This is a genomic window from Microcoleus sp. A2-C3 (genome assembly GCF_036706065.1).
In the GTDB taxonomy this organism is placed as follows: domain Bacteria; phylum Cyanobacteriota; class Cyanobacteriia; order Cyanobacteriales; family Microcoleaceae; genus Microcoleus.
In genome coordinates this window covers 19,006-38,261 of the sequence record NZ_JAUBVX010000047.1, presented here as the reverse complement: position 1 = coordinate 38,261, position 19,256 = coordinate 19,006, and the positions used below count along the sequence as shown (strand labels likewise).

The window sequence follows — 19,256 nt, the reverse complement described above, 5'->3', positions numbered from 1 at the left end:
ATGATTTACTGCTTATTTATATTGTAAAATAGAATTTTTGATGTCACAGCAAATTTCATCAAATCTTCCGCGACCACACCTCGGAAATCACTCTTGCTAATGACCGTCGAGATATTTTTGCAATTGCAACTGCAATCTTTGACGAGCTCTAGCAATTCTCGACTTGACCGTTCCCAGAGAAACTCCGGTTATTTCCGCTATTTCCTCATAGGCTAAACCTTCAATTTCTCTCAAAACAATAGTCGTGCGGAAAACTTCCGGCAAATCGGCGATCGCCGATCGCAACTCGTCGTAAAATTCCCTAGTCGTCAAATCTTCATCAGGCCCCGGACTGTCGGCCGCAATTTCCCAGTCAATCTCCCCATCTTCCAGAGCACGGGGTACGTCCAGCGACAACGGAGTGCGAACTCGCTTGCGCTTCCGCAACTCATCGTAAAACAAATTAGTCGCGATGCGGCTCAACCAGCCCCGAAATTTAACAGGCTCTTGCAAGCGGTTAATATTCCGATAGACTCGAATCCAGACTTCCTGAGCCAAGTCTGCTCGGTCTTGCCAGTCAGGGGCCAAGTGATATAGAACCCTGTCTACGTGCGACTGATACCGCTTTAACAGTTCTGAAAAAGCAGCGCTTTCAGGTCTATTTCCTTCCTGACACCGCAACACCAAGTCATAATTAGAGAGTTTTTCGGCTGGCAATTGCACTCTTTGAACGGTCGCCACAACCGCAGACCAGGACAGGGAAATAAATTCGCTCATGGGTGGAATTGGCTCATCGAACATTCCATTGTGTTTGACGCAGCCCGATCGCGATTGGTTCCTGGACTCGGAAACTGCGATCGGCTTCTGACTAATGCCCAACAACTTCGCACGCTCCAATACTAACCCAACTGCTTGAACCGTCGGCCCAATGTTCCTTTTTCCAAATCGGTACATTGTGTTTGAGCGTATCTATTGCGTACTGGCAAGCTGCAAAGGCTTCGCCCCGGTGGGGACAGCCCACAGCCACCATTACGCTAATTTCCCCCACCTGCAAGTGTCCGACGCGGTGGTGAATCACGACCCGATTGATATCGACCCACTGGCGGCGGATTTCTGTAGCGATTTGCTGGAATACTCGCACGGCCATCGGTTCGTAGGCTTGATATTCTAGGGAAACTACAGCTTGACCGTCAGTTTGGTTGCGGACAGTACCGCTCATCATTACCACGGCTCCGTTGGCCGCGTCATCTGCCAAAGTGTAGATTTCCTCCACAGACAAAGGGGCTAAGGTAATGGCAAAACTGTCTTGAGTATTGCGTTCAGGAATTGTGCTGATCGAAAGTGCAGCGCTATAGTTCATTGCGAAAGAAATGGTGCGGTCGTACTCGATCGATCTTGACACAAATCAAGTCGCGAGCGATCGATCTTGCATCCTGATCAGGGATACATCAAAGTCAATCTTTAGCGAGATGTCGATTGCCCCGAACCGTTGTAACACTGCGATCAGGTAAGATATGTCTCCCATGAACAAAATTAAGACAGTGCTGGAAGATGACTAAGTAGGAGACTTGTGCGATCGAATAGTCGATCGGGCTGTAGCAACTCAATCAGTAAGCACACCAAAATCAGTAGTATCATGCCCAACTCGCTGCAAGCAATCTCAAACCCCAAGCAATGACTGCGCTCCCTTTTGAATGAAACCGTTAAGTTGAATTCTACCCTGATCGCGATCGGTGTAATCCAAATTTTCAGCAGAGAATGTAAACTTTATTTATTTTTTGATCCAGAAAGCTACTTAGATGACATCATGTATCTGTGCAGAGTTCAGCCGAATTGGCCGATACTCGGCAAAAGGAAAACGGTAACAACCTCTTGTGCCTGTTCTGACCAAAGAACAAGACGCAAACCCGGGGCTACCGACACGGGGAAAAGTAGGCTGCGGTTTCAACGCCTTGAATATTTCTTTACACAATAATCGAAATAGTTGTGTTAAAGTCACCAAAGCAAGTAGGAGAAACCATCTACGTGTTGAAACATCCTAGTACGGAAAAATTCCGGCAACTGACATATCCGACGCAAGAAGATTCGGAATAGTTAAAAGGCAAATAATGGCAGGTTGTAGAGCGTACCATATCTGTTGGCTAGCGATGGTCTGAAAGCGTCAAAAAAACAACAACGTATACACAATGTTTGGAGAAATCTAAACTGAGTGGGTAGGGGCGATTTGATAGCGCCTTTGAAAATCCAGATTCGGATTCCTCAAGAATCCCTTCGCCTTTAGGCATGGGGAGTATCAACTGAGTCTGCACCAAAAAACGTTAATCATAATCACGAGGAAACTATGGAAGCACTAGCATTGAGCCACTCTTTTGTTGCTTATGAATCTCCCGAGTCCGAGCTCCAACTGGAATTTAAAATTCCTAAATCTGCCGTAATAGGCGTTGCAGGTCTGGCAGTAGCCCTGTCTGTTCTGAGTGTCAGTGGCGAAGCGCAGGCAAGTTGCCACTACAAGCGCTGCGGCGGCGGTCATCACGGCCATAACAGCTACGGCGAAGTTGCCACCAATGGCGGCCGTCTGAATATCCGCCACCGCCCCAATGGCTGCGCTCGTGTCATCGGCAAGTTATACAATGGAGATAACGTAGGATTGACAGGTCGTTACAGACGCGGCTGGGCCCAACTAAAAGGCGGCGGCTGGGTTTCTACTGCCTGGATCAACTAATTCTTAACTAGAGTAATTTACATTTTCTAGAAAGAATTTTAATCGTTACCCGGTCGGCCCGGGTAACGATTATATTTTAAAGAGGCGATCGCTCCTGAGAATCATCAAAGCTCCGAAATTAATCACTAACAGCCCACAAGCTAAACTTTACCGCCGCCGATCAGATACAGTAAAGCCATCCGCACCGCCACGCCGCTGGTAACTTGCTGAGAAATCAAGCTAAATTGGGGATCGTCCATCAAATCTGAGCTAATTTCCACGCCGCGGTTGACCGGGCCTGGGTGCAAAACCTTTACATCCGGTTTGCAGAGTTTCAGCCGATCGCGCGTCACCCCATACAAAGCATGATACTCTCGTAAACTCGGCAGCAAATGCTGGCTCATCCGTTCCTTTTGTAGCCGCAAAGTCATCACAAAATCAGCATCAGCCAAAGCAGGTTCAAGCTGCCAGTGCAAAAATAACTTACCTTCCCTACCATCGCCACACTCAGCAAACAACAGCGGCAGCAAAGTCGGCGGCCCGGCCAAATGAACCTCAGCCCCGGAAGCCGTGAGACTCCAAATATTCGACCTCGCCACCCGCGAATGCAAAATATCCCCCACCACAGCAATTTTTTTGCCCGCTAAAAGTTCTAGGCGTGGACGTTCGGCATCTAACAAAGAACAAATAGTAAATAAGTCTAGCAAACCTTGCGACGGGTGTTCGTGCTGACCGTCTCCAGCATTCAGAACGCTGACTCTCGAACCCAATCTATCCATTTCCGAAGCAATTGTACTGGGAACTCCAGCTTGTTCGTGCCGGATTACCATCAAATCCGTTCCCATCGCCAGATAAGTCTTAGCGGTATCCAGAATAGTCTCCCCCTTGGTCAGAGAAGAACTTCCCGGTGTAAAATTCAGGGTATCGGCCGACAGTCGCTTCGCCGCCAACTCAAAACTGTTGCGAGTCCGGGTAGAAGGTTCAAAAAACAAATTCGCGACTACTTGACCCTGCAAAGCCGGCACTTTCTTGGTGCGGCGGCCGAGCACTTCCCGAAAACTGGCGGCAGTTTGCAGCACCGTGTCGTATTCGTCGGAGGTAAAATCAGCTAGAGTGAGAATGTGTCGCCTTGTCCAAGTCATACAATTTTAGATTTGAGATTTGAGATTTAGTGCATCAGGACGATGGGTTTGGAATTTGCGCGGGCCTGCGTGGGCCAGCTAGAATGTTCGATCGACAGTCGCGGGGATTCCGATCAACAGTATCCAACAATTTTTGACCACCTTTGCAGTCACTAGAGTTTGACTACATCGCCCAATACTTGACTAAAGTTACAAAGAAGATAGCGGAATGCGGAAAGCGAGCGTGACTTTAGTCCGCTCGATGAAAGCGAGGCGAGGGACTTCAGTCCCCTTCAATTTTTCTTAAATTTATTCCTAAAACTACGGGAAATTTCATTACTTGTGTTACACTGTAATAGTCAAGGTTAAACTCCTTTGCCGGAAGTGAAACAGAAACTAAGACACACTTTTAGGCATAAACCAGGGGACAAAGAGCGACGATAACTCTATAAACAGTCGGGGACTAAACAAAACAGTCCTGAATCCAGTAAACAAAATAATTTCCTTTTTGTTAAGTAGGGTAGGGCATACCCAAACTCTTCTTGTCAATATCCTAGTATGCTTTTGGAGATAAACCCAAGACGGGTGGCTGCGAATCAGGCTCGTTAATTGGTAGGATTCTACGGTTAAAAGGTCTGAGTATTGCCTTTCATGACGTAACGCTTAAAGGTCAGTCGCTGAATTAAGAATCGAGCGTGGTTTTAACCCGCTTGAGTGTCAATCATAGCTATCGATAACGAGGGTATTGACAGGTTGGTAATTATCTGCTAGCTTAAACATAATGCCGGGAACCAAGGCTTAAAATATTTTCAAAAAGTAAACCGCAGTCAATTCAGAACTGACCAGCCTGCAAAAAGGTCGAACGGAATACCACGATTCGTTAAATTGGTTGAAAATAATGGTTGAACAATAGCTAAAAGCTTCAAAAGCAATAGTTATAAGCGGGCAACGCATAGGGTGTTGCTCCACTCGAATCTACGCCTGTGAACAAGTAGGAGCCGACTCCTGCTGATTGAGACAGGAAGCAGACCTTCGGGAATTACTTCTAGTTGAATGGTGAAACAAAGATCAAGTTTAACCAAGTTTGGTAGAGCAGCTATAATGAGTTTATCTAGCTCAAACGCCACTCTCACAGACCAGCTAGCGTCAAAGTGGCAACAGGTGGGGTTTAGTCGCCCGAAAGCGGAAATTAGGCTGTAACAGCGAAAGACCAGTAATTGCAGTTTGTCGCCAACTAAGCCTTGTCAAAAAAAGCCGATCGCAGCCGTTGCATCTGCTATCATGTGGAAATAATCGAAGCGGCAAACCTCCCACTGCTGATCGACAGCATATAGCGCGACATTTAAAAGATGATTAATTCTTTGAAGTCGGTCTTGACTCTTCAGTCTTGCTTATAGGCCCTTGTCAAAATGAACTGTGTTAAGATACAAGTTGAATATGTAGCTTCCCGACAAAAATCTACACGTATCTTGGCTAGACGGTTCTTGGCGAAACTGCGGTAAAAAGTGTGCGCTGGGAAGTAGTAATTACACAAAATTTAAACAATTCAAGAGGTATTATGAGCCAGCAGGTTATACAGCCGATGGTTAAGTTCCAGCGTCAGGTGCATTCTCTCGTCACGTCTGACATTATCAAGCCGACAGACAGTATTTGGAAAATCGCTCTGCTTTATGGCGACGAATGGCCTTACTGGAAACAGCAACTCCTAGAGTTTGATTTTTCTATGCAAGACCCCGTTAGCGAGTTGATAGCTGTAGAAGCTTGGGACGAGGAATAACAGTTGACAGTTGACAGTTGACGGTTGACAGTTGACGGTTGACAGCTTGCCGTGAGCTCCGTCGTTCGGTTGACAGATAACAGCTTGCCCGAAAGCCGGTCGTTCGGTTGACGGCAGGACTCCTAACTAATGACTAATGACCAATGACTAATGACTTCTTTTAGAGGCAAGCTGCTAAAGCTCTAGCTAATTGTTGAGCAGTTTGAAAACGATCGCCAGGCTTAGCTGCTGTGGTTCGCAAAATGACCTCCCGCAACTTCGGGGCGATCGTCGGAATATTTTCGAGCTTAAACCCGTAACCTCTAGGGATTTTTCCGTAAAACTTTTGAGGGCTTTCCGCCGTCAGCAAAAAAATCAAAGTAGGCCCGATCGCATATAAATCCGACTGAGGGAGAGGCTGTCCCCGGTCTTGTTCTGGTGCGGTGTAGCCTTCCACGCCGATGCGAGTGCCCGGAGGAGTGCCGATTTCTTTAACGGCGCCAAAATCCAGCACTGTAATGCCATTGTCGCGGTGCCTCACTAGCAAATTAGCAGGTTTAATATCCCGGTGGACGATCGGGGGTTTTTGAGAGTGAATGTAGTCCAAAATTTCACAGGTTTGGATCATCCACTCGATCGCCTGTTTGGGAGCAACAGGGCCGCGGTTGTAGATGCGTTTTTCTAAATCCTCGCCGTGAAGCATTTCCATTACCAAATATTTTTTCCCCCCTTCGACAAAAAAGTCAAAAAACTGAGGAATACCCGGATGGTGCAGCGCTTTGAGGGTCTTAGCTTCACGTTCAAACAGTTCTTGAGCTTTGACTATTTGAGCCATGTCAGCGTTCATTTCCTTAAGGACTACCAAAGAAGCTGCGGGGGAACTTCCGGGTTGTTGAGCTTTGGCTTTTTCTCGATCCCAGGCTAAAGTCGTTGTTCCCATACCGCCTTGGCCCAAAGTTCGCAACACTTGGTAGTGGCGGATTGTGCGATCGACTTTAATCGGTTCACCACAGTGGATGCAGAATAAATTCCCCGGCGGATTTCCCGCGTGGGTACACCGTGGCATCGCGGGGCTGAAGGTAGGGATCGCTTCAATTTTGCCGCCGAGTTCAATCGTGACAGCTTGGAAATGCAGAGTTGGGCCGCCCCGCGCCAACTGGATCAGGGCACCGTCGGCTATCCAACCCTGAGACATGAGAATACCGTTAACAAAAGTGCCATTTGTCCCCGAATTGACTAAATACCACTGACTGTCGGTGCCGCTTTTAAGTCTTTGCAATTCCACGTGATCCCGCGACACAAGAGCATTGAAGAGCACAACGTGATTTTCAGGAGAGCGGCCGATGCGGACAATGGACTCGCTCTCGAAACTCCACTGTTGCAGGGGGGTCTGTTTTTCTGGATCTAAAAGAGTCAGCAGCATTTTCGATTCATAGGATTAATTCTGCTCGGTAAGATTTATATAACGTGGACAAGACTGATATCAAGGACAGATTTGAAACTTATTTCCTGCTTCTTTCTAGGGAGTCGGTTGCTTCTAGTTTACAGGCGGGAATTCAGGACGGCGTATCCTTGACGAGCCAAACTCACCGATAACGGGAATTAGAGCTCGAATCATTGCTGCGTTTAAGTCCCCATCGAGAGATGGTCAGACTCACAATCACAAACTCGTTTTTTTGGCATTGGTTGCTTGTTACCGCCAGCGCCACAAGTTTTTGATGATGGATATGTCGAAGGGTTGACAGTTAACTGTTACCTCTGGCTAAAAGGAAGAAAATTGAAACAATGAATAATTTTGTTTTATTTCCCCCTCAAAGGAGGAGGCTTTAAACCCATTTTTCTCGGTAACAGGACAGAAAGTCAAGCCTTGCCCGGAAAAGGCCGTTGCTGTTCCCGAACCCCCAACAATTACAGTTTTAACCTAGCCGGCCAGGGCGCTGCTTTGGAACCGTTGACAGCAGCCAAATTCTAAAATCGAAATGGGCCTACCTGCGCCCGAATGATAATTGCCGTGATATTGTCGTGACCGTTGCGTTTGTTAGCCAGTTCAATCAACTCAGCAACTCCCTGGTCGAGATTAGCTTGGGGATTGAACAGAGGTTCGAGAGTGTTCCGCCAGTGAGTTTCCAACAAATCATTATCTGTCAGACCGTCGGATGCCAAAATCAATAAAGTATCTTCGCACAAGTCTAAAAACTGCACGTCAGGCTTGAGAAAATTACCGTCTCGCGGGCCGAGGGCTTGAGTTAGTTGATAGGCGTCGGGACGGGAATAAGCAGTTTCCGCGTCAACCCCGCGCTTAATTTCGCGTTGCCCTACTTCGTGGTCTGAGGTGATTTTTTCTAGTGTCTGTCCCTTGCGGAGTCGGTAGAGGCGGCTGTCGCCGACGTGGGCAACGGCGAATTTGGTGTCTTGAACTAAGACTACGACTAGGGTTGTACCCATGCGGGCGCTGCCGGAACGGCCGTCCTTTTGATTGATTTCAAAGATGGCTTTGTTGGCTAGTAGGACTCCTTCGCGGATGGTGTCGGCCTGGGGGAGTTGATTTTGCCAACTGGTTTGAAAGAAGTCTCTGAGGGTTTCAGCGGCTAGTTGGCTGGCTACTTCTCCGCTGTCGTGTCCGCCCATGCCGTCGCAAAGAATGTAAAGCCCTTTGGTTTGAAAGATTCGACCGAAGGAGGTTTCGAGTTTGTTAATCTGAGTCCAGATGCTGAAGAAGTCTTCGTTGTGGTCGCGGGTGCGGCCGACATCGGTGAGGCCTGCATCTTCTAAGCAGTAAATCTGGACTGGCATGGGCTGGGTTAAGACTTCGCCAACAACTTCGGGGGGCGAGTTGTCGGGGATGTGATTTTGGAAACGGGTGGGGGTTAAGGTTGGTGGAGGTGCGGGTTGAAGTTCGAGGGGAACGGTTTCTAGGCGCGATCGCAATTCTTCTATTGTGCTAATCTCGCCTCTATACATTTGTTGCAATAGTTCGAGCAATGCGCCAAACTGAGTGCGATCGGAATGGTTAAATATCACCTGCCACAGTTGCCCCAAATCTACCAGTTGCAGGTTTGAGCCGTCGGGTTCTGGATACAGACGTTCCAGTCGTAAAGAGGCCAAGGAAAAGGAAGAGTCGGGGTTGACTCGCAAATTTGTCAGTTCCAACAAGCTTTGCCGGCAGCGCCAGGGTTCTAGGGCTGCCCAGAGTTCTGTCATTTCGTGCAGCCAGTATAAGATTTGCTGGGTGGAAGTTTCGGGTTGACTCCAGCGTTCTACCAGCAGTGGCCATTGCGAACAATCTTCTAGCAGCAGCACTGCCTGTTCGTTGTCTGACCAGCTATCGTGAATGACTGGCAGGTTGTGAGAAAATTGCCACCGGAGTGCTAGATAAGGTTCAGCTATGCCTTGACAAAGCTCTGCTAAGGCGGAATTGGTCGAATCTTCTCCGTCTGTGATTGCTCTGTAGGGAGAAGTTCGTTGGGCGACGCTGGCTCCTTTGGCTGCTAGCATTGCTTTGAGGGGTGACATTTGCAGCGGCTGACAGTCCAATACTGTTACTGCTACTGTGTCTGAGGGTTTTCTTGCGGGCAGGGTTTCTAGGAGTTGGTAGCGCTGCTGGCTGTCTAAATAAGCTCCTGCTGGCTGGGAAGAAATTAAATATTCGGCATTGGAGACGGGGATTTCTGGGGATTGGGGAGATGCGTCGTCGGGGCTGTCTGTTGGTTCCTGCCTTGCTTCAGGCTGTGGTGCGGTTGTGAAATTGTTGTCAGATGGGGTTATTTCGCGCTCTGGCGCTGTAGTAGAGATTTTTTGGTCTGTTTGAAATGATTCTGGCGCGATCGCCCCTACGCCAACCACAATGTCAATTTCTGGGCTGCTGCATTCGGCGGCATCGGCCTGTTGAGAATCGGCGGTGATTTCTGTTTTAATGGCGTCTTTGATTGGTTTGGGAGGGTTTTGGGCCGATGCGGTTGCTGAAAAATTGTCGGTTTTTTGTGTAATCTCGGCTGATGGTATGGTTGACTGGTCTAGCTGGACTACTGGAAAGTTCGATCGACCGTAGATTACTGCCCGCCACACTTGACCTGTTGCGACGCCACAATTCTGACATAATGCGGCGCTAACAGGGACTTGGGTACCGCATTCGTGGCAAGGTTTGTAAATTAGGGAATTTCCGCATTGTTGACAAAACTTGTTTGGGTCGGGATTTTCAAATTGGCAGCGGGGACAGAGGAGCATAGGGGTTTTATATTGGAGATGTGCGATCGAGTTTGAGGGTTCGGCAGTTTTGGGTTTTGGGCTGTGAGTTATAGGTTATGAGTTTTGGGCGTGACTCGCAACGGATAACTCCCATTGCCATATACCTTATTTTATCGATGAATTGAGAACTAAGATATTTCTTACAACTGAGATGTTGCGTCCCTGTCAGGAATTAGCCCTGCGAGGGAGAGAGGGAGAGGGGGAGAATGGAGAATGGGAGAATGAGAATAGAGGATTGAAATATACAATTTAAATCCAGTAAAGTTTGAAAGCCTTCTCCATCTAAGATTTCGCGTGTTCGCCTGACAAAAAAGTTATTTGATGAGTGGAACAGGCATCTTGCCTGTTTTTCATCATTGTGGCAGATATCAATTAAAAGGGATTTTCTGTATAATCTTCTTGAAAAATGGTCTCTCGCGCGATCGACACAATGGTAGAAATGGGTACTTCACAAAAATATTTCCTGCGGAATTGTTCTTCAGAGACTGCTGCTAGGAATTGCGCTGCATAACGGGCGGCGATGGGGGAATTTTGCTCTGAGAATTGGGTTGAGGGGCTAGAAAATAAGGTTTTGGAGATGTGATCTCCGATTTCTCTGGTTTCGGGTTGTCTGGTGATGTGGAAAGCTCGATCGCGATAATTGACTTTGAAACCGAGATGTTTTAATGTGGTAAACCCTAGTTGCAGGGAAGTGTCGCTGATGGCGAGTTTTTGGCGGAGTTGCTGTCTGGTGACGGGTTTTTTGGTGCGGCTGAGGTATTTGGCGATGCCGATTAGCTGTTGGCAGATTTGCTGTGGGGCTACGAATGGCGGCAATGTATAGGCGATCGCCAGTTTTTGTTGCTTCTGCTGTGCTTGCCGAAACCACACGCGCAATTCGTCCCAGCTTGCGGGGCATTCTTTAAGGATAATTGATTTTTCGCGATCGAGCATTCCTGAATTGTCAGCTAGATTGTCCGCTGAAATTTGAGATTCCAAGTTTGTGCTAACCGCTAACAACTCTTGATCATTATTTCTATTACGCCAGTCTAAGATCCAATCTATTTTAGTTGGGGAATTAATTTTGCCCTCTTCCGTGCGGGAATGCACTGATATCAACCGCACTTCATAGTCCGATGTATAAGTATTAAAATCGAGTTCAACAGTGGCATCGCACCGCCCTTCGGGAACTTCGTCTCGATAGTGTCCCCACCAAATGCCTGAAAATCCTTGATCGCTAGATTCATCCCAAATTTCAAAAGAAGTTTTGATATACTTTACTTCTTTTCCTTGTGAATCTTTAATATTCCTATTGTAGATATTCTTAAACCAGCAGTTTTCAATCAGCAATTTAGGTGCGGGGTTGCCCATTCCACAGGGTTCGAGCAATTTTAACTCTTGAAATAACTGTTTGCCTAATTCGGCGACAGTAATTTTTAAGTCGGCTTGAACAGGGGCGGCTGTTAAACTATCTATGCTGTATTGTTGTCGCAGTTGCTGATTTACAGCATCGGTAAATAAAGGAATATTTTCAACAGGGAGACTCAATCCGGCGGCGAAGGGATGACCGCCGAATCTATCCAATAAATGTGCTTGATCTTTGACTAATTTATAAAGGTCGATTTGATTTGCTGAACGGGCAGAACCGCGGGCGATTTTAGATTTGGGATTTGGAATTTTAGATTGGGAAAGTTTTTGCGAATCGGGGTTGAAAGAATCGATAAGCTGAGTGTCAGGAAGACTTTCTTTGATTTCTTCGCTACCTTCTGTGCAGAATAAAATTACCGGGCGGCCGTATTCTTGGGCGATTTGTCCCGCAACTAATCCTAATACTCCTACGGGCCATTGTGGGTCACTGAGGACAATCACGCTGGTGGTTGAGATGTCGAGTTTAGCTAATTTTTGGGCTGCATCTTTAGCCACATCTTTTTGCAAAGATTTGCGTCTGGTGTTGGCAATTTCGGTTAAATTTGCTAGTTCTTCGCAGCGTTTTTTGTCGCGGCTGGTGAGGAGTTCTACGCAGAAGCTGGCGTCGCCTTGGATGCGGCTGACGGCGTTGATTCGGGGGCCGAGGCCGAAGGAAATGTCGGTTGGGCGATCGCCCGCTCGTTTGCATAGTTCGAGTAATTTAGCAACTCCCGGACGAGTGGGATTTGCAATTTGTTTTTGCAGTTGTTCGATGCCGAGTTGTGCTAAGTAGCGACAGTCTCCTGTAAGTTGGACTAAATCGGCAATTAAGCCGATCGCCACTAACTCCAATAAATCCGTAAGCGGGCGCTGCGGAATATCCGGCAATGTGTGATATAGTGCTTCGATTAATTTGTAAGCTACCGCAACGCCCGACAAGTTAAACAGTTGGTGGTTGGGATCAAAGTAGCGGGGATTGATGATTGCTGTCGCTGGCGGGCGATCGTCTGGTAATGTATGATGATCAGTGATAATTGTATCGATGTTTAAGCTAGTGGCATATTTGATTTCAGCGATATTTGTGCTACCAGTATCACAGGTAATAATTAAGTTAATTCCAGATTTTGCTAACGCATCTATTCCGGGAATATTGAGTCCATGAGATTCAGTTAAGCGGTTAGGAATATAATAAGTTAATTGGTCATTTTGAGCAAAAAACTCTCCCAATCCATCCCACAAAACAGAGGTTGAGGTAATGCCATCAGCATCAAAGTCTCCCCAAATTGCGACTTTTTCGCTATTGTTTATTGCTTGCTGAATTCGTGTCATCGCCCAATTCATTTCTAGTCCGAATTCAAAGGGACTTGCTGGCTGGTAAAGTTTGGCATTTAAGAAACCTGGTATTTCTTCGGGGTTTTGAATTCCTCTATACCAGAGAAGTGCAGCCGCATAGTTTCCCGGAAGTTCTGGCGCGTGATTTCTGACAGCTTGGATTAGCCAATCTGGGGGTTGGGGTAAGGGTTGATTTTGCCAGTTTTGAAGTAATTCTGTCATAGGTTATTTCATAAATTCCTGTAGGGGCGGGTTCACCAACAATCTTTAATTCAAATCGACAATATCTATAAACCCGCCCCCACCCAGCGACGATCCAAAGAGTTTGGATAGTGAAATTTTTAGTTAAATAGATATTTCCTCGATTATAGCAAGATTTGGCAGCCAATTTACGGGAGTTTCTGCTGGAAGATTTGATGAGGAAGCTTTGCTGTCTTGGGTGCGGTTACAGCGAGTGGCGAATTGACAGGAATCGCAGAGATTGGAACTAATTTGTACTTGGGGGAAGAATTCGCCGCCTTCGGAATAAGGCTGTCGCCAGTCGGTTAGATGCTGCAATATTTGGCTTAAATCTTGTTTTGTGCGATCGTGTTCTGTTTGGTTGTAAGAAAATGTAAGTTTTTGCGGCGGTTCTTCTCCTTGTAATTGTACGAACCAGTATGTCATAGAAACTTGTTCGGGGGAATAGTCGCTGGTTTCTACTAAAACATATAAATAGAGGCGAGTTTGCCAACTTTCGGCTATCCATTTAGATTTTTGAGGGCGCGGATAGGTTTTCCAGTCGAGAATTTGGGCTGTGTTTGGTTCGGCGATTAATAAGTCGTAGATCACGGTGAATAGGTAGTCTTGAAAAATTAGGATGCGCGGGTGTTCGGCTTGGCGGAAAATGCGATCGCTATTTTCGGAATTCGCGAAAAGTTCGGGGGCGGTGTTGATCAAGGCTGCTACACAACGTCCTAATTCTGGGTCTTGTTGGGTGATATATTCAATGGGGAGTCCGAGTTCTCGCTGCTGCATCAATAGGTGAAAGTGGCTGCCCCATGTGAGTTTTTCTTTGTGCTCTGGGGAGGCGGTGGTGGCCAGTAGTTCTAGGTAGCTATGCTGGAATTTGCGGGGGCATTCTTCGAGGATTTTGAGTTGGGTTTGGGATAGTCGGAGCATTTTTTTGTGTGATGTTGTTGGTTTTTTGGTAAAGTTTTGTTGTGCAAATTATGAAAAGTAAGATTTTGTTGTGCAAATTATGAAAAGCATAGGAGTCGGCGGTTGAAACCGCGACTATACAAACAAAGTCCGCCTTCGCGGACTGAAGAGTAAACATGAACGAGCAATTCCCTACGGATTATAGCGATCGCAGCGCCTGTTCAAACTCTCGCAGCGCCACACTAGAACCAATCTGCCAAGTGCGATCGCAATATTGAGGAATTAAGGTTTTAAGATCGTAACCGGGAAACCACCGACTCGTTTGAGACTCACGGTACTGCTGCGACTCCAATTGATAGATCGATAATTGACTTTGACGATAAACCCATAGTTCCAAAGGTGCGATCGCTTGATAATCATCTGGTTTTGTCGTGCAAATCAGATCAATTTCAATCCCTAAATCTGGGGGTGGATCTGTTTCTAAATCAATGCGCTCTTTTCCTAATATTTGCTCCCGATTGTCGATATAAAAACAGTAATCTGGTTCGATTCCCTGTTGGTTAATCCGCTTCAGCGTAATTGGCGTAAAAGATTGCCAATGTTTCCTTTCATGCCGAAGTAGAGTTTTCACCAAATCGGCTAATAAATCGGCTTGATTACCATGTTTGGGCAATGGTGACATAATTCTAATTTCTTGGGTTTTGCTGCTGTAGCGAATTCTCAATCCAGCCTTATCCCCTCGACGAGCTAGCAATGCCTCGTAATCTTGCCAAGTTCTAAATCGCAGAATGAGTTCGTCTCCTGCTGCGAGGGAAATTGTATCTTCAGTAATTGTGGGTAATACCATATTTTAATTCCCTGCAAAGATGGCTTCTTCCTAATCATACCAAAGTTAGAGTTAAAAATCGCACTTTCCCCACCTACCTACAAATACCCAATTTGTTGAGCAAACCACATCGCCGCCGTGCCATTTCCTTCAACCAAAAGCTTCAAAGTCTCGGACAGCAAAGCAATTGGTAATCCCTCAAGTGCTACCGAAAAATCACATTCCTGATACTTTCCATTCTCGATCAATCGAAATGCCAATACTCTCACACCCTTAATATCTATTACCCAATACTCAGGAATTCCTAATGCAGCATACAAGCGCTTTTTTTCATCCAAATCGCTCGTCAAAGTAGTATCAGAAATCTCCCCCACTAAATCGGGAACTCGCCATTGATTGAGATTAATTCGGCGCGGTTCTCCTTTTTGCCACTGCGGGAAATCTCCGCCGATGTATAAAACTTTATCTGGTGCACCTGAACCCACTTGAGGTTTCTCAATTACACAACCGCTGAGAGAATCAAAAGTTTGTCCTATTTTGGTGGTAAACCACACAAAAAATATGATAGTAAATAGATCGTTAAATCTGGCGTGTTGAGGCCCTTCATTACCCATATTTATCCAAATATATCCTTCATGAAAAAAAATCCTGGCTTCTGCTAAAGACGGATTTTCGCAAGCCGCTACATAATCTTCCCACGTTGCGGCTTGCCATTGTGGAATTTTGCCCGCTTCAGGAAGGATGAATTTTGCAGTTGTCACAGTCATAATTCACCAACAAATTGAGGATAGTTTTATACTAGCTTATCTGATTTTAGCTAAACAATGAAAACCCGTAGAGCCTAGTTTTGAGTTTGTAGTTGAATCTCAAATTAATATAGCTTTCCAATTTGAGAGGGGCGATTTCTGTTCGGGATAGCTTTGCCGCCTGTGGGGAAAGCCTCTACTTTTAGAGGGGCGATCGCGGGGGGAAAGCCGCTATTTTTAGTCTGGTTGCAAGTCAAAGACTACCAGCAGCGAAGCTTGAGGCATGAGTTGAGAGACACAGCAAGTGGCCGTCAGCATCCGATCGACATCGCATCTTGCAGCAGGCATCAAGTAGTCGCCCCAGTATCCACTAGCACATTTTTGATGGTAATTGAACGTATTTGCTCAGCCATAATCGCACCATCTTCACAGCGAATTTGATCGGCATGATTCGCGATTGTCAGCGTTGTAGTAATTTTACCCATTGTTTCTCAGATTGTTGATGTCATGATTGTATCCCTCCCTGGATAATCTTAGTTTGCTTGCAACTTTTTCGTAAAAAATCGCACTTAATCAAACATCACAAAATCACTCTTTTGTCAACACAAAAACACTTCCTTCATTCCCGCGCCCGATTCGCAAATCGCCATCCAAATAAGTAATATCCAGCCATCCCTGCTGTTCACGAGTATCCAGCTTGAAATCTACAGCAGCAAACTTTTTACCTGACTCAATCTCATCGATATATTTTGCCGGAGATTCATAGCCTATCAACCTTGTTAAACCCAAAATCGATCGCTCAAATTTTACCTGCACTCGCCGTTCTGAGGTCGCCTCAAATCTCGCAGCTACGCTGACAATTCCTTCCAAATAAGGCAATCCGTAAACTTCGGCAATGTTATAAATTTTTGATTCTTTGACGCGGATGGATTGATAAATTTGACCCAATTTTAACAGCGGAAAACTGTCAATATTCAGCAGGGCGCGGCTGCTGGTGTACAATAACCGCCAATCGCCATCTAAAAGCTCTGCGGCTTCGACGGGGCGAGACGTGGGGTTGTAATCTTCCAATTGGGCGATCGCACTTAAGATCGCCTGTTTGTCGGTTGCAGTGGCTAGCAAACCGCGATTCTTACCAGCAATTATCTCTAATAGTCCTGATTTTTTAAGCATAGTTTTTTAAGAGTCAGTAGTCAGTAGTCAGTAGTCAGTAGTCAGTAGTCATTAGTCATTAGTTAGTAGTCCATGACTTATGCACAGGGACTAAATAAATCGTTTTTTTGCCCACGTTTATGATTGGGCTTTTGTGGGCCCAGCGCGTACCCTAAATTTACTCTAATCTTCAGTCCGCGGAGGCGGACATCGTTTGTATAGTCGCGGTTTCAACCGCCGAGTATTATTGGATTTAGTATGAACAATGCTCGATTACTCATTCTAAATTACTGTCAACTGTCAACTGTCAACTGTCAACTGAATTACCCATTACCAATAACTAAGATACCAAATTTCACAAGATAGAGCATCGTCCGATATAGGTATGCTGATTCTCGCTCATTTGTGGCGTAACACCTGAGAAGTTCCGCCGCGCTGACAGCACCCTGTTGCTTAATTTTATCCAGCATCTCTATCTGAATTTTAACAGGTATTCTTCTGTCTTGACCAAAACTGGTAAACCAAATTGTTTGCAACTCTCTCAAAAGTTCTGGTGTGGCGATCGCACCCAGACTCAGCATCATATCATTGGTTAAAGTTCTAGTCGCATAATGACCCAACACCCGAAACGGATCGTCGCCCAGCGGATAAGGCGGTTTTCCGGCTTTTACAGGTGCTGACTCTGGTGCAGAACCACGAATTTCTGCTAATTCCCGCCACAACTGTTCGTAAGCTGCAATTACGACTTTCCAATCATAAATCTTCCTCGCCCTTTGTCTCGCATTTTCCCCCATGCGCTTTCTCAATTCCGGGTTGTCAATTAATTGGCACAAAGCGCGGGTGCAGGCATCAATATCAACGGCTGTGGCGAGGGAAGTGTGACCCATGTAAGTCGGCCAATTTAAGCTACCGTCGTGATAATTTAGCGCTAAATCTAAACAAGCTTCCGGCGGCGGGATGAGTGTGGGAATGCGGAAACCGTCGATTTCGTGGCGTACTGATTCTTTGTATCCATTCCAATCTGAAACTATGGCTGGTAGTCCGTTTGCCATTGCTTCAATTGGCGTTAGTCCGAAGGTTTCTTGAATGTTGTCGGAAAGCGAAATAAAAATGTCAGCAGCCGACCAAATATTAACTCTAATTTCTAGATTTCTGCCGTCTAGAAAAATAGCATTTACGGACGGACAAAATATTTGGGCGCTATTTTTAAAGTCGGGTTCTTCTCTCGGATCTTCGATCCAACCGGCTTGAATTAAGTGGATTTTCGCCTTTGTCTGCTGGGCGGCGCGTTCCAGGGCGATGTACATTGGTACCGGATGGGCTTTGGCAGAAAACGTCAATCGGCCGACAAATAACACGACTATATCGCCGGGAGAAATGCCGAGTTCTTGCCGTTGCCGATCGCCCACCTCGACTGCTTCTGCACCCTGCGGAAACGCGCTGCAATCCACTCCTAGGGGAATAACGGGCAATTTGACCAAAATTTCCGGTTTACCGCCGTTGCGCTGCGCTAAATACTCAGACCACTCGGTCATAACTCCTTCTACGGCTGTTTTCACGGCGTTAGATGTGCAGATTAGGGCGTCCCAAGGCTGAACTGGTGCAGTGATCAAATTGCCGATCGATTCCATGACATACTTAGTTGCGATCGTGTGGGTAACACCGCAAACGCTGTAAGCCCGCTGATCGACAAATCTGCGCCCCCAAACCAGATCTGCCAGGGCGGGATCGGGTCGATAGACTGTACCTGGTTGAGATAGCAAATCTGGTCGATCCGTCGAAATCCAGCGGACTTTCCGCGGTTGTTGCAGCCAAGGTTGGATGCGCGAACAAAACTCCTTAAAAGTTGCTTCGCTGTCTGCGCAACAGTAGAGAGAGTCAGCGGTTCCGTGTTGGACTAAGCTTTTGAGAAATCCTTCTCCGGCTGAATGACGCCCTAGAAGTTTTTTCCCTCCGGTGTCGTAACCCTCTTTGTTGTATAAAACCGCCGCCGTTGTATCCATTCTGAGATTTATTGTTTGAGAGTTGGCTGAAGAAGAAGAAGGTAGAGCGTATTCGCTATCAGGCTTTGACGCACAGCCAGGAGACTGTTTTGGCTCAACCGCTGGCTGGCCCGGTGTCCCGTGATACTTTAAAAGACGATCGTCTCAGATTACAATACTTACGGCTAAAGAGGGATTGGCAAGATCGGATTTTAATGTTATCCTTAGGCCCATGATTGGGGCATCGCCCGAATCAGTAAGCCATCCTATCCGATCCGGAACCAAAGAGTGTCTGTGGTATAATTCCTTAGCTCTGCTAAATGCCGGATTTGCAAGTGTTCTATCGAAGGAGCAGTCAGTCGGCACAACATTAGTTCTACTCGATCGCATCTTTGTCTTTAGAAACCGAGAATCATGTATAACCCATCTCTGCGCCAAATTCCTCGTCACTTGCCTGCGGATGTAATTCCATTAAAGCAGCAATCTTCTCTTTTAGACTGGTTGGAATCTAACAATCGCCTCTTAGCAAGGGATGTCCAAGAACCCGACTATCTGCACGAAGAAGAAATTTCTGAATTAATGGCAGTTGACGACAGTCCTTATGATGATTTAGAAGAAGAAGCAGAAGATGATGCAGGTGCAGGGGACGAATAACTCGTCAAATAGTCAGTCGATTTGAAATTTTAGATTCACTTGCAACATTAAATCCGGGAAACCGAAATTGAGTCTAAAAATTGGGGAAAATCGACCACTAATGAAGTCTAGGGCTTGTACCAGTTTTTTGCGGGTCAAGGAATCAATCGGAAACAGGGAAGAAAAACTAACAAATTTCGCCATCTCCTGTATCGCACCCTATTCCCCAATTATCAATTGCTTATTCTCCAATGGTG

Annotated in this window: 15 protein-coding genes; 4 read left to right on the top strand and 11 right to left on the bottom strand. The window is 46.3% G+C overall.

Annotated features, from left to right (window positions below):
* Positions 1-96 precede the first annotated feature (96 nt).
* Complete coding sequence (locus tag QUB66_RS22585) at positions 97-756, bottom strand: sigma-70 family RNA polymerase sigma factor (protein WP_265239882.1); 660 nt, start codon at positions 754-756, stop codon at positions 97-99.
* A gap of 91 nt (positions 757-847) precedes the next feature.
* Positions 848-1,339, bottom strand: coding sequence for a molybdenum cofactor biosynthesis protein MoaE (locus QUB66_RS22580; RefSeq protein WP_332969800.1), 492 nt, complete (start codon positions 1,337-1,339; stop codon positions 848-850).
* Between the two features lie 996 nt (positions 1,340-2,335).
* Between QUB66_RS22580 and QUB66_RS22575 the strand changes: the two genes are divergently transcribed.
* Complete coding sequence (locus QUB66_RS22575) at positions 2,336-2,701, top strand: SH3 domain-containing protein (RefSeq protein ID WP_265239867.1); 366 nt, start codon at positions 2,336-2,338, stop codon at positions 2,699-2,701.
* A gap of 140 nt (positions 2,702-2,841) precedes the next feature.
* Here QUB66_RS22575 and QUB66_RS22570 read toward each other — a convergent pair whose 3' ends face one another.
* Positions 2,842-3,822, bottom strand: a complete 981-nt coding sequence (locus QUB66_RS22570) for an aspartate carbamoyltransferase catalytic subunit (protein ID WP_265239868.1) — start codon at positions 3,820-3,822, stop codon at positions 2,842-2,844.
* Between the two features lie 1,537 nt (positions 3,823-5,359).
* On the opposite strand from QUB66_RS22570, the gene QUB66_RS22565 reads away from it, so the two are divergent.
* On the top strand, positions 5,360-5,578 hold the full coding sequence (locus QUB66_RS22565; RefSeq protein ID WP_006631282.1) for a DUF4327 family protein: 219 nt from the start codon (positions 5,360-5,362) through the stop codon (positions 5,576-5,578).
* Between the two features lie 160 nt (positions 5,579-5,738).
* Here the strand turns inward: QUB66_RS22565 and QUB66_RS22560 are convergent, their stop codons facing one another.
* The 6 genes from QUB66_RS22560 to QUB66_RS22535 form a co-directional block, all read right to left on the bottom strand.
* Positions 5,739-6,980, bottom strand: a complete 1,242-nt coding sequence (locus QUB66_RS22560) for an FHA domain-containing serine/threonine-protein kinase (protein WP_265239871.1) — start codon at positions 6,978-6,980, stop codon at positions 5,739-5,741.
* Between the two features lie 545 nt (positions 6,981-7,525).
* Complete coding sequence (locus tag QUB66_RS22555; protein WP_332969801.1) at positions 7,526-9,781, bottom strand: serine/threonine phosphatase; 2,256 nt, start codon at positions 9,779-9,781, stop codon at positions 7,526-7,528.
* Positions 9,782-10,174: 393 nt separating this feature from the next.
* Positions 10,175-12,742, bottom strand: coding sequence for a single-stranded-DNA-specific exonuclease RecJ (locus QUB66_RS22550; protein WP_332969802.1), 2,568 nt, complete (start codon positions 12,740-12,742; stop codon positions 10,175-10,177).
* A 123-nt stretch (positions 12,743-12,865) separates the two neighbouring features.
* A complete protein-coding gene (locus QUB66_RS22545) occupies positions 12,866-13,681 on the bottom strand; it encodes a PD-(D/E)XK nuclease family protein (RefSeq protein WP_332969803.1) in 816 nt (271 codons plus the stop codon).
* A gap of 178 nt (positions 13,682-13,859) precedes the next feature.
* On the bottom strand, positions 13,860-14,507 hold the full coding sequence (locus QUB66_RS22540) for a Uma2 family endonuclease (RefSeq protein WP_332969804.1): 648 nt from the start codon (positions 14,505-14,507) through the stop codon (positions 13,860-13,862).
* Between the two features lie 77 nt (positions 14,508-14,584).
* On the bottom strand, positions 14,585-15,253 hold the full coding sequence (locus QUB66_RS22535; protein ID WP_332969805.1) for a Uma2 family endonuclease: 669 nt from the start codon (positions 15,251-15,253) through the stop codon (positions 14,585-14,587).
* A 162-nt stretch (positions 15,254-15,415) separates the two neighbouring features.
* Between QUB66_RS22535 and QUB66_RS22530 the strand changes: the two genes are divergently transcribed.
* Positions 15,416-15,673, top strand: coding sequence for a hypothetical protein (locus QUB66_RS22530; RefSeq protein WP_332969806.1), 258 nt, complete (start codon positions 15,416-15,418; stop codon positions 15,671-15,673).
* A 147-nt stretch (positions 15,674-15,820) separates the two neighbouring features.
* Here the strand turns inward: QUB66_RS22530 and QUB66_RS22525 are convergent, their stop codons facing one another.
* Positions 15,821-16,405: a PAP/fibrillin family protein gene (locus QUB66_RS22525; protein ID WP_332969807.1), complete on the bottom strand. Its 585-nt coding sequence runs from the start codon at positions 16,403-16,405 to the stop codon at positions 15,821-15,823.
* Between the two features lie 302 nt (positions 16,406-16,707).
* Positions 16,708-18,387 (bottom strand): glycosyltransferase family 4 protein, encoded by a 1,680-nt coding sequence (locus QUB66_RS22520; RefSeq protein ID WP_332969808.1) that lies wholly within the window; start codon positions 18,385-18,387, stop codon positions 16,708-16,710.
* Between the two features lie 393 nt (positions 18,388-18,780).
* Between QUB66_RS22520 and QUB66_RS22515 the strand changes: the two genes are divergently transcribed.
* Positions 18,781-19,020 carry a DUF3134 domain-containing protein gene (locus tag QUB66_RS22515; protein ID WP_265240088.1) on the top strand — a complete coding sequence of 80 codons (240 nt, stop codon included), beginning with the start codon at positions 18,781-18,783 and terminating at the stop codon, positions 19,018-19,020.
* Positions 19,021-19,256 lie beyond the last annotated feature (236 nt).

Excerpts from the sequence above, each read along its gene's own strand:
- QUB66_RS22540 (WP_332969804.1), bottom strand. The coding sequence starts at position 14,507 with ATGGTATTACCCACAATTACTGAAGATACAATTTCCCTCGCAGCAGGA.
- QUB66_RS22520 (WP_332969808.1), bottom strand. The coding sequence starts at position 18,387 with ATGGATACAACGGCGGCGGTTTTATACAACAAAGAGGGTTACGACACC.
- QUB66_RS22555 (WP_332969801.1), bottom strand. The coding sequence starts at position 9,781 with ATGCTCCTCTGTCCCCGCTGCCAATTTGAAAATCCCGACCCAAACAAG.
- QUB66_RS22545 (WP_332969803.1), bottom strand. The coding sequence starts at position 13,681 with ATGCTCCGACTATCCCAAACCCAACTCAAAATCCTCGAAGAATGCCCC.
- QUB66_RS22585 (WP_265239882.1), bottom strand. The coding sequence starts at position 756 with ATGAGCGAATTTATTTCCCTGTCCTGGTCTGCGGTTGTGGCGACCGTT.
- QUB66_RS22535 (WP_332969805.1), bottom strand. The coding sequence starts at position 15,253 with ATGACTGTGACAACTGCAAAATTCATCCTTCCTGAAGCGGGCAAAATT.
- QUB66_RS22515 (WP_265240088.1), top strand. The coding sequence starts at position 18,781 with ATGTATAACCCATCTCTGCGCCAAATTCCTCGTCACTTGCCTGCGGAT.
- QUB66_RS22560 (WP_265239871.1), bottom strand. The coding sequence starts at position 6,980 with ATGCTGCTGACTCTTTTAGATCCAGAAAAACAGACCCCCCTGCAACAG.
- QUB66_RS22565 (WP_006631282.1), top strand. The coding sequence starts at position 5,360 with ATGAGCCAGCAGGTTATACAGCCGATGGTTAAGTTCCAGCGTCAGGTG.
- QUB66_RS22550 (WP_332969802.1), bottom strand. The coding sequence starts at position 12,742 with ATGACAGAATTACTTCAAAACTGGCAAAATCAACCCTTACCCCAACCC.
- QUB66_RS22570 (WP_265239868.1), bottom strand. The coding sequence starts at position 3,822 with ATGACTTGGACAAGGCGACACATTCTCACTCTAGCTGATTTTACCTCC.
- QUB66_RS22525 (WP_332969807.1), bottom strand. The coding sequence starts at position 16,405 with ATGCTTAAAAAATCAGGACTATTAGAGATAATTGCTGGTAAGAATCGC.
- QUB66_RS22580 (WP_332969800.1), bottom strand. The coding sequence starts at position 1,339 with ATGAACTATAGCGCTGCACTTTCGATCAGCACAATTCCTGAACGCAAT.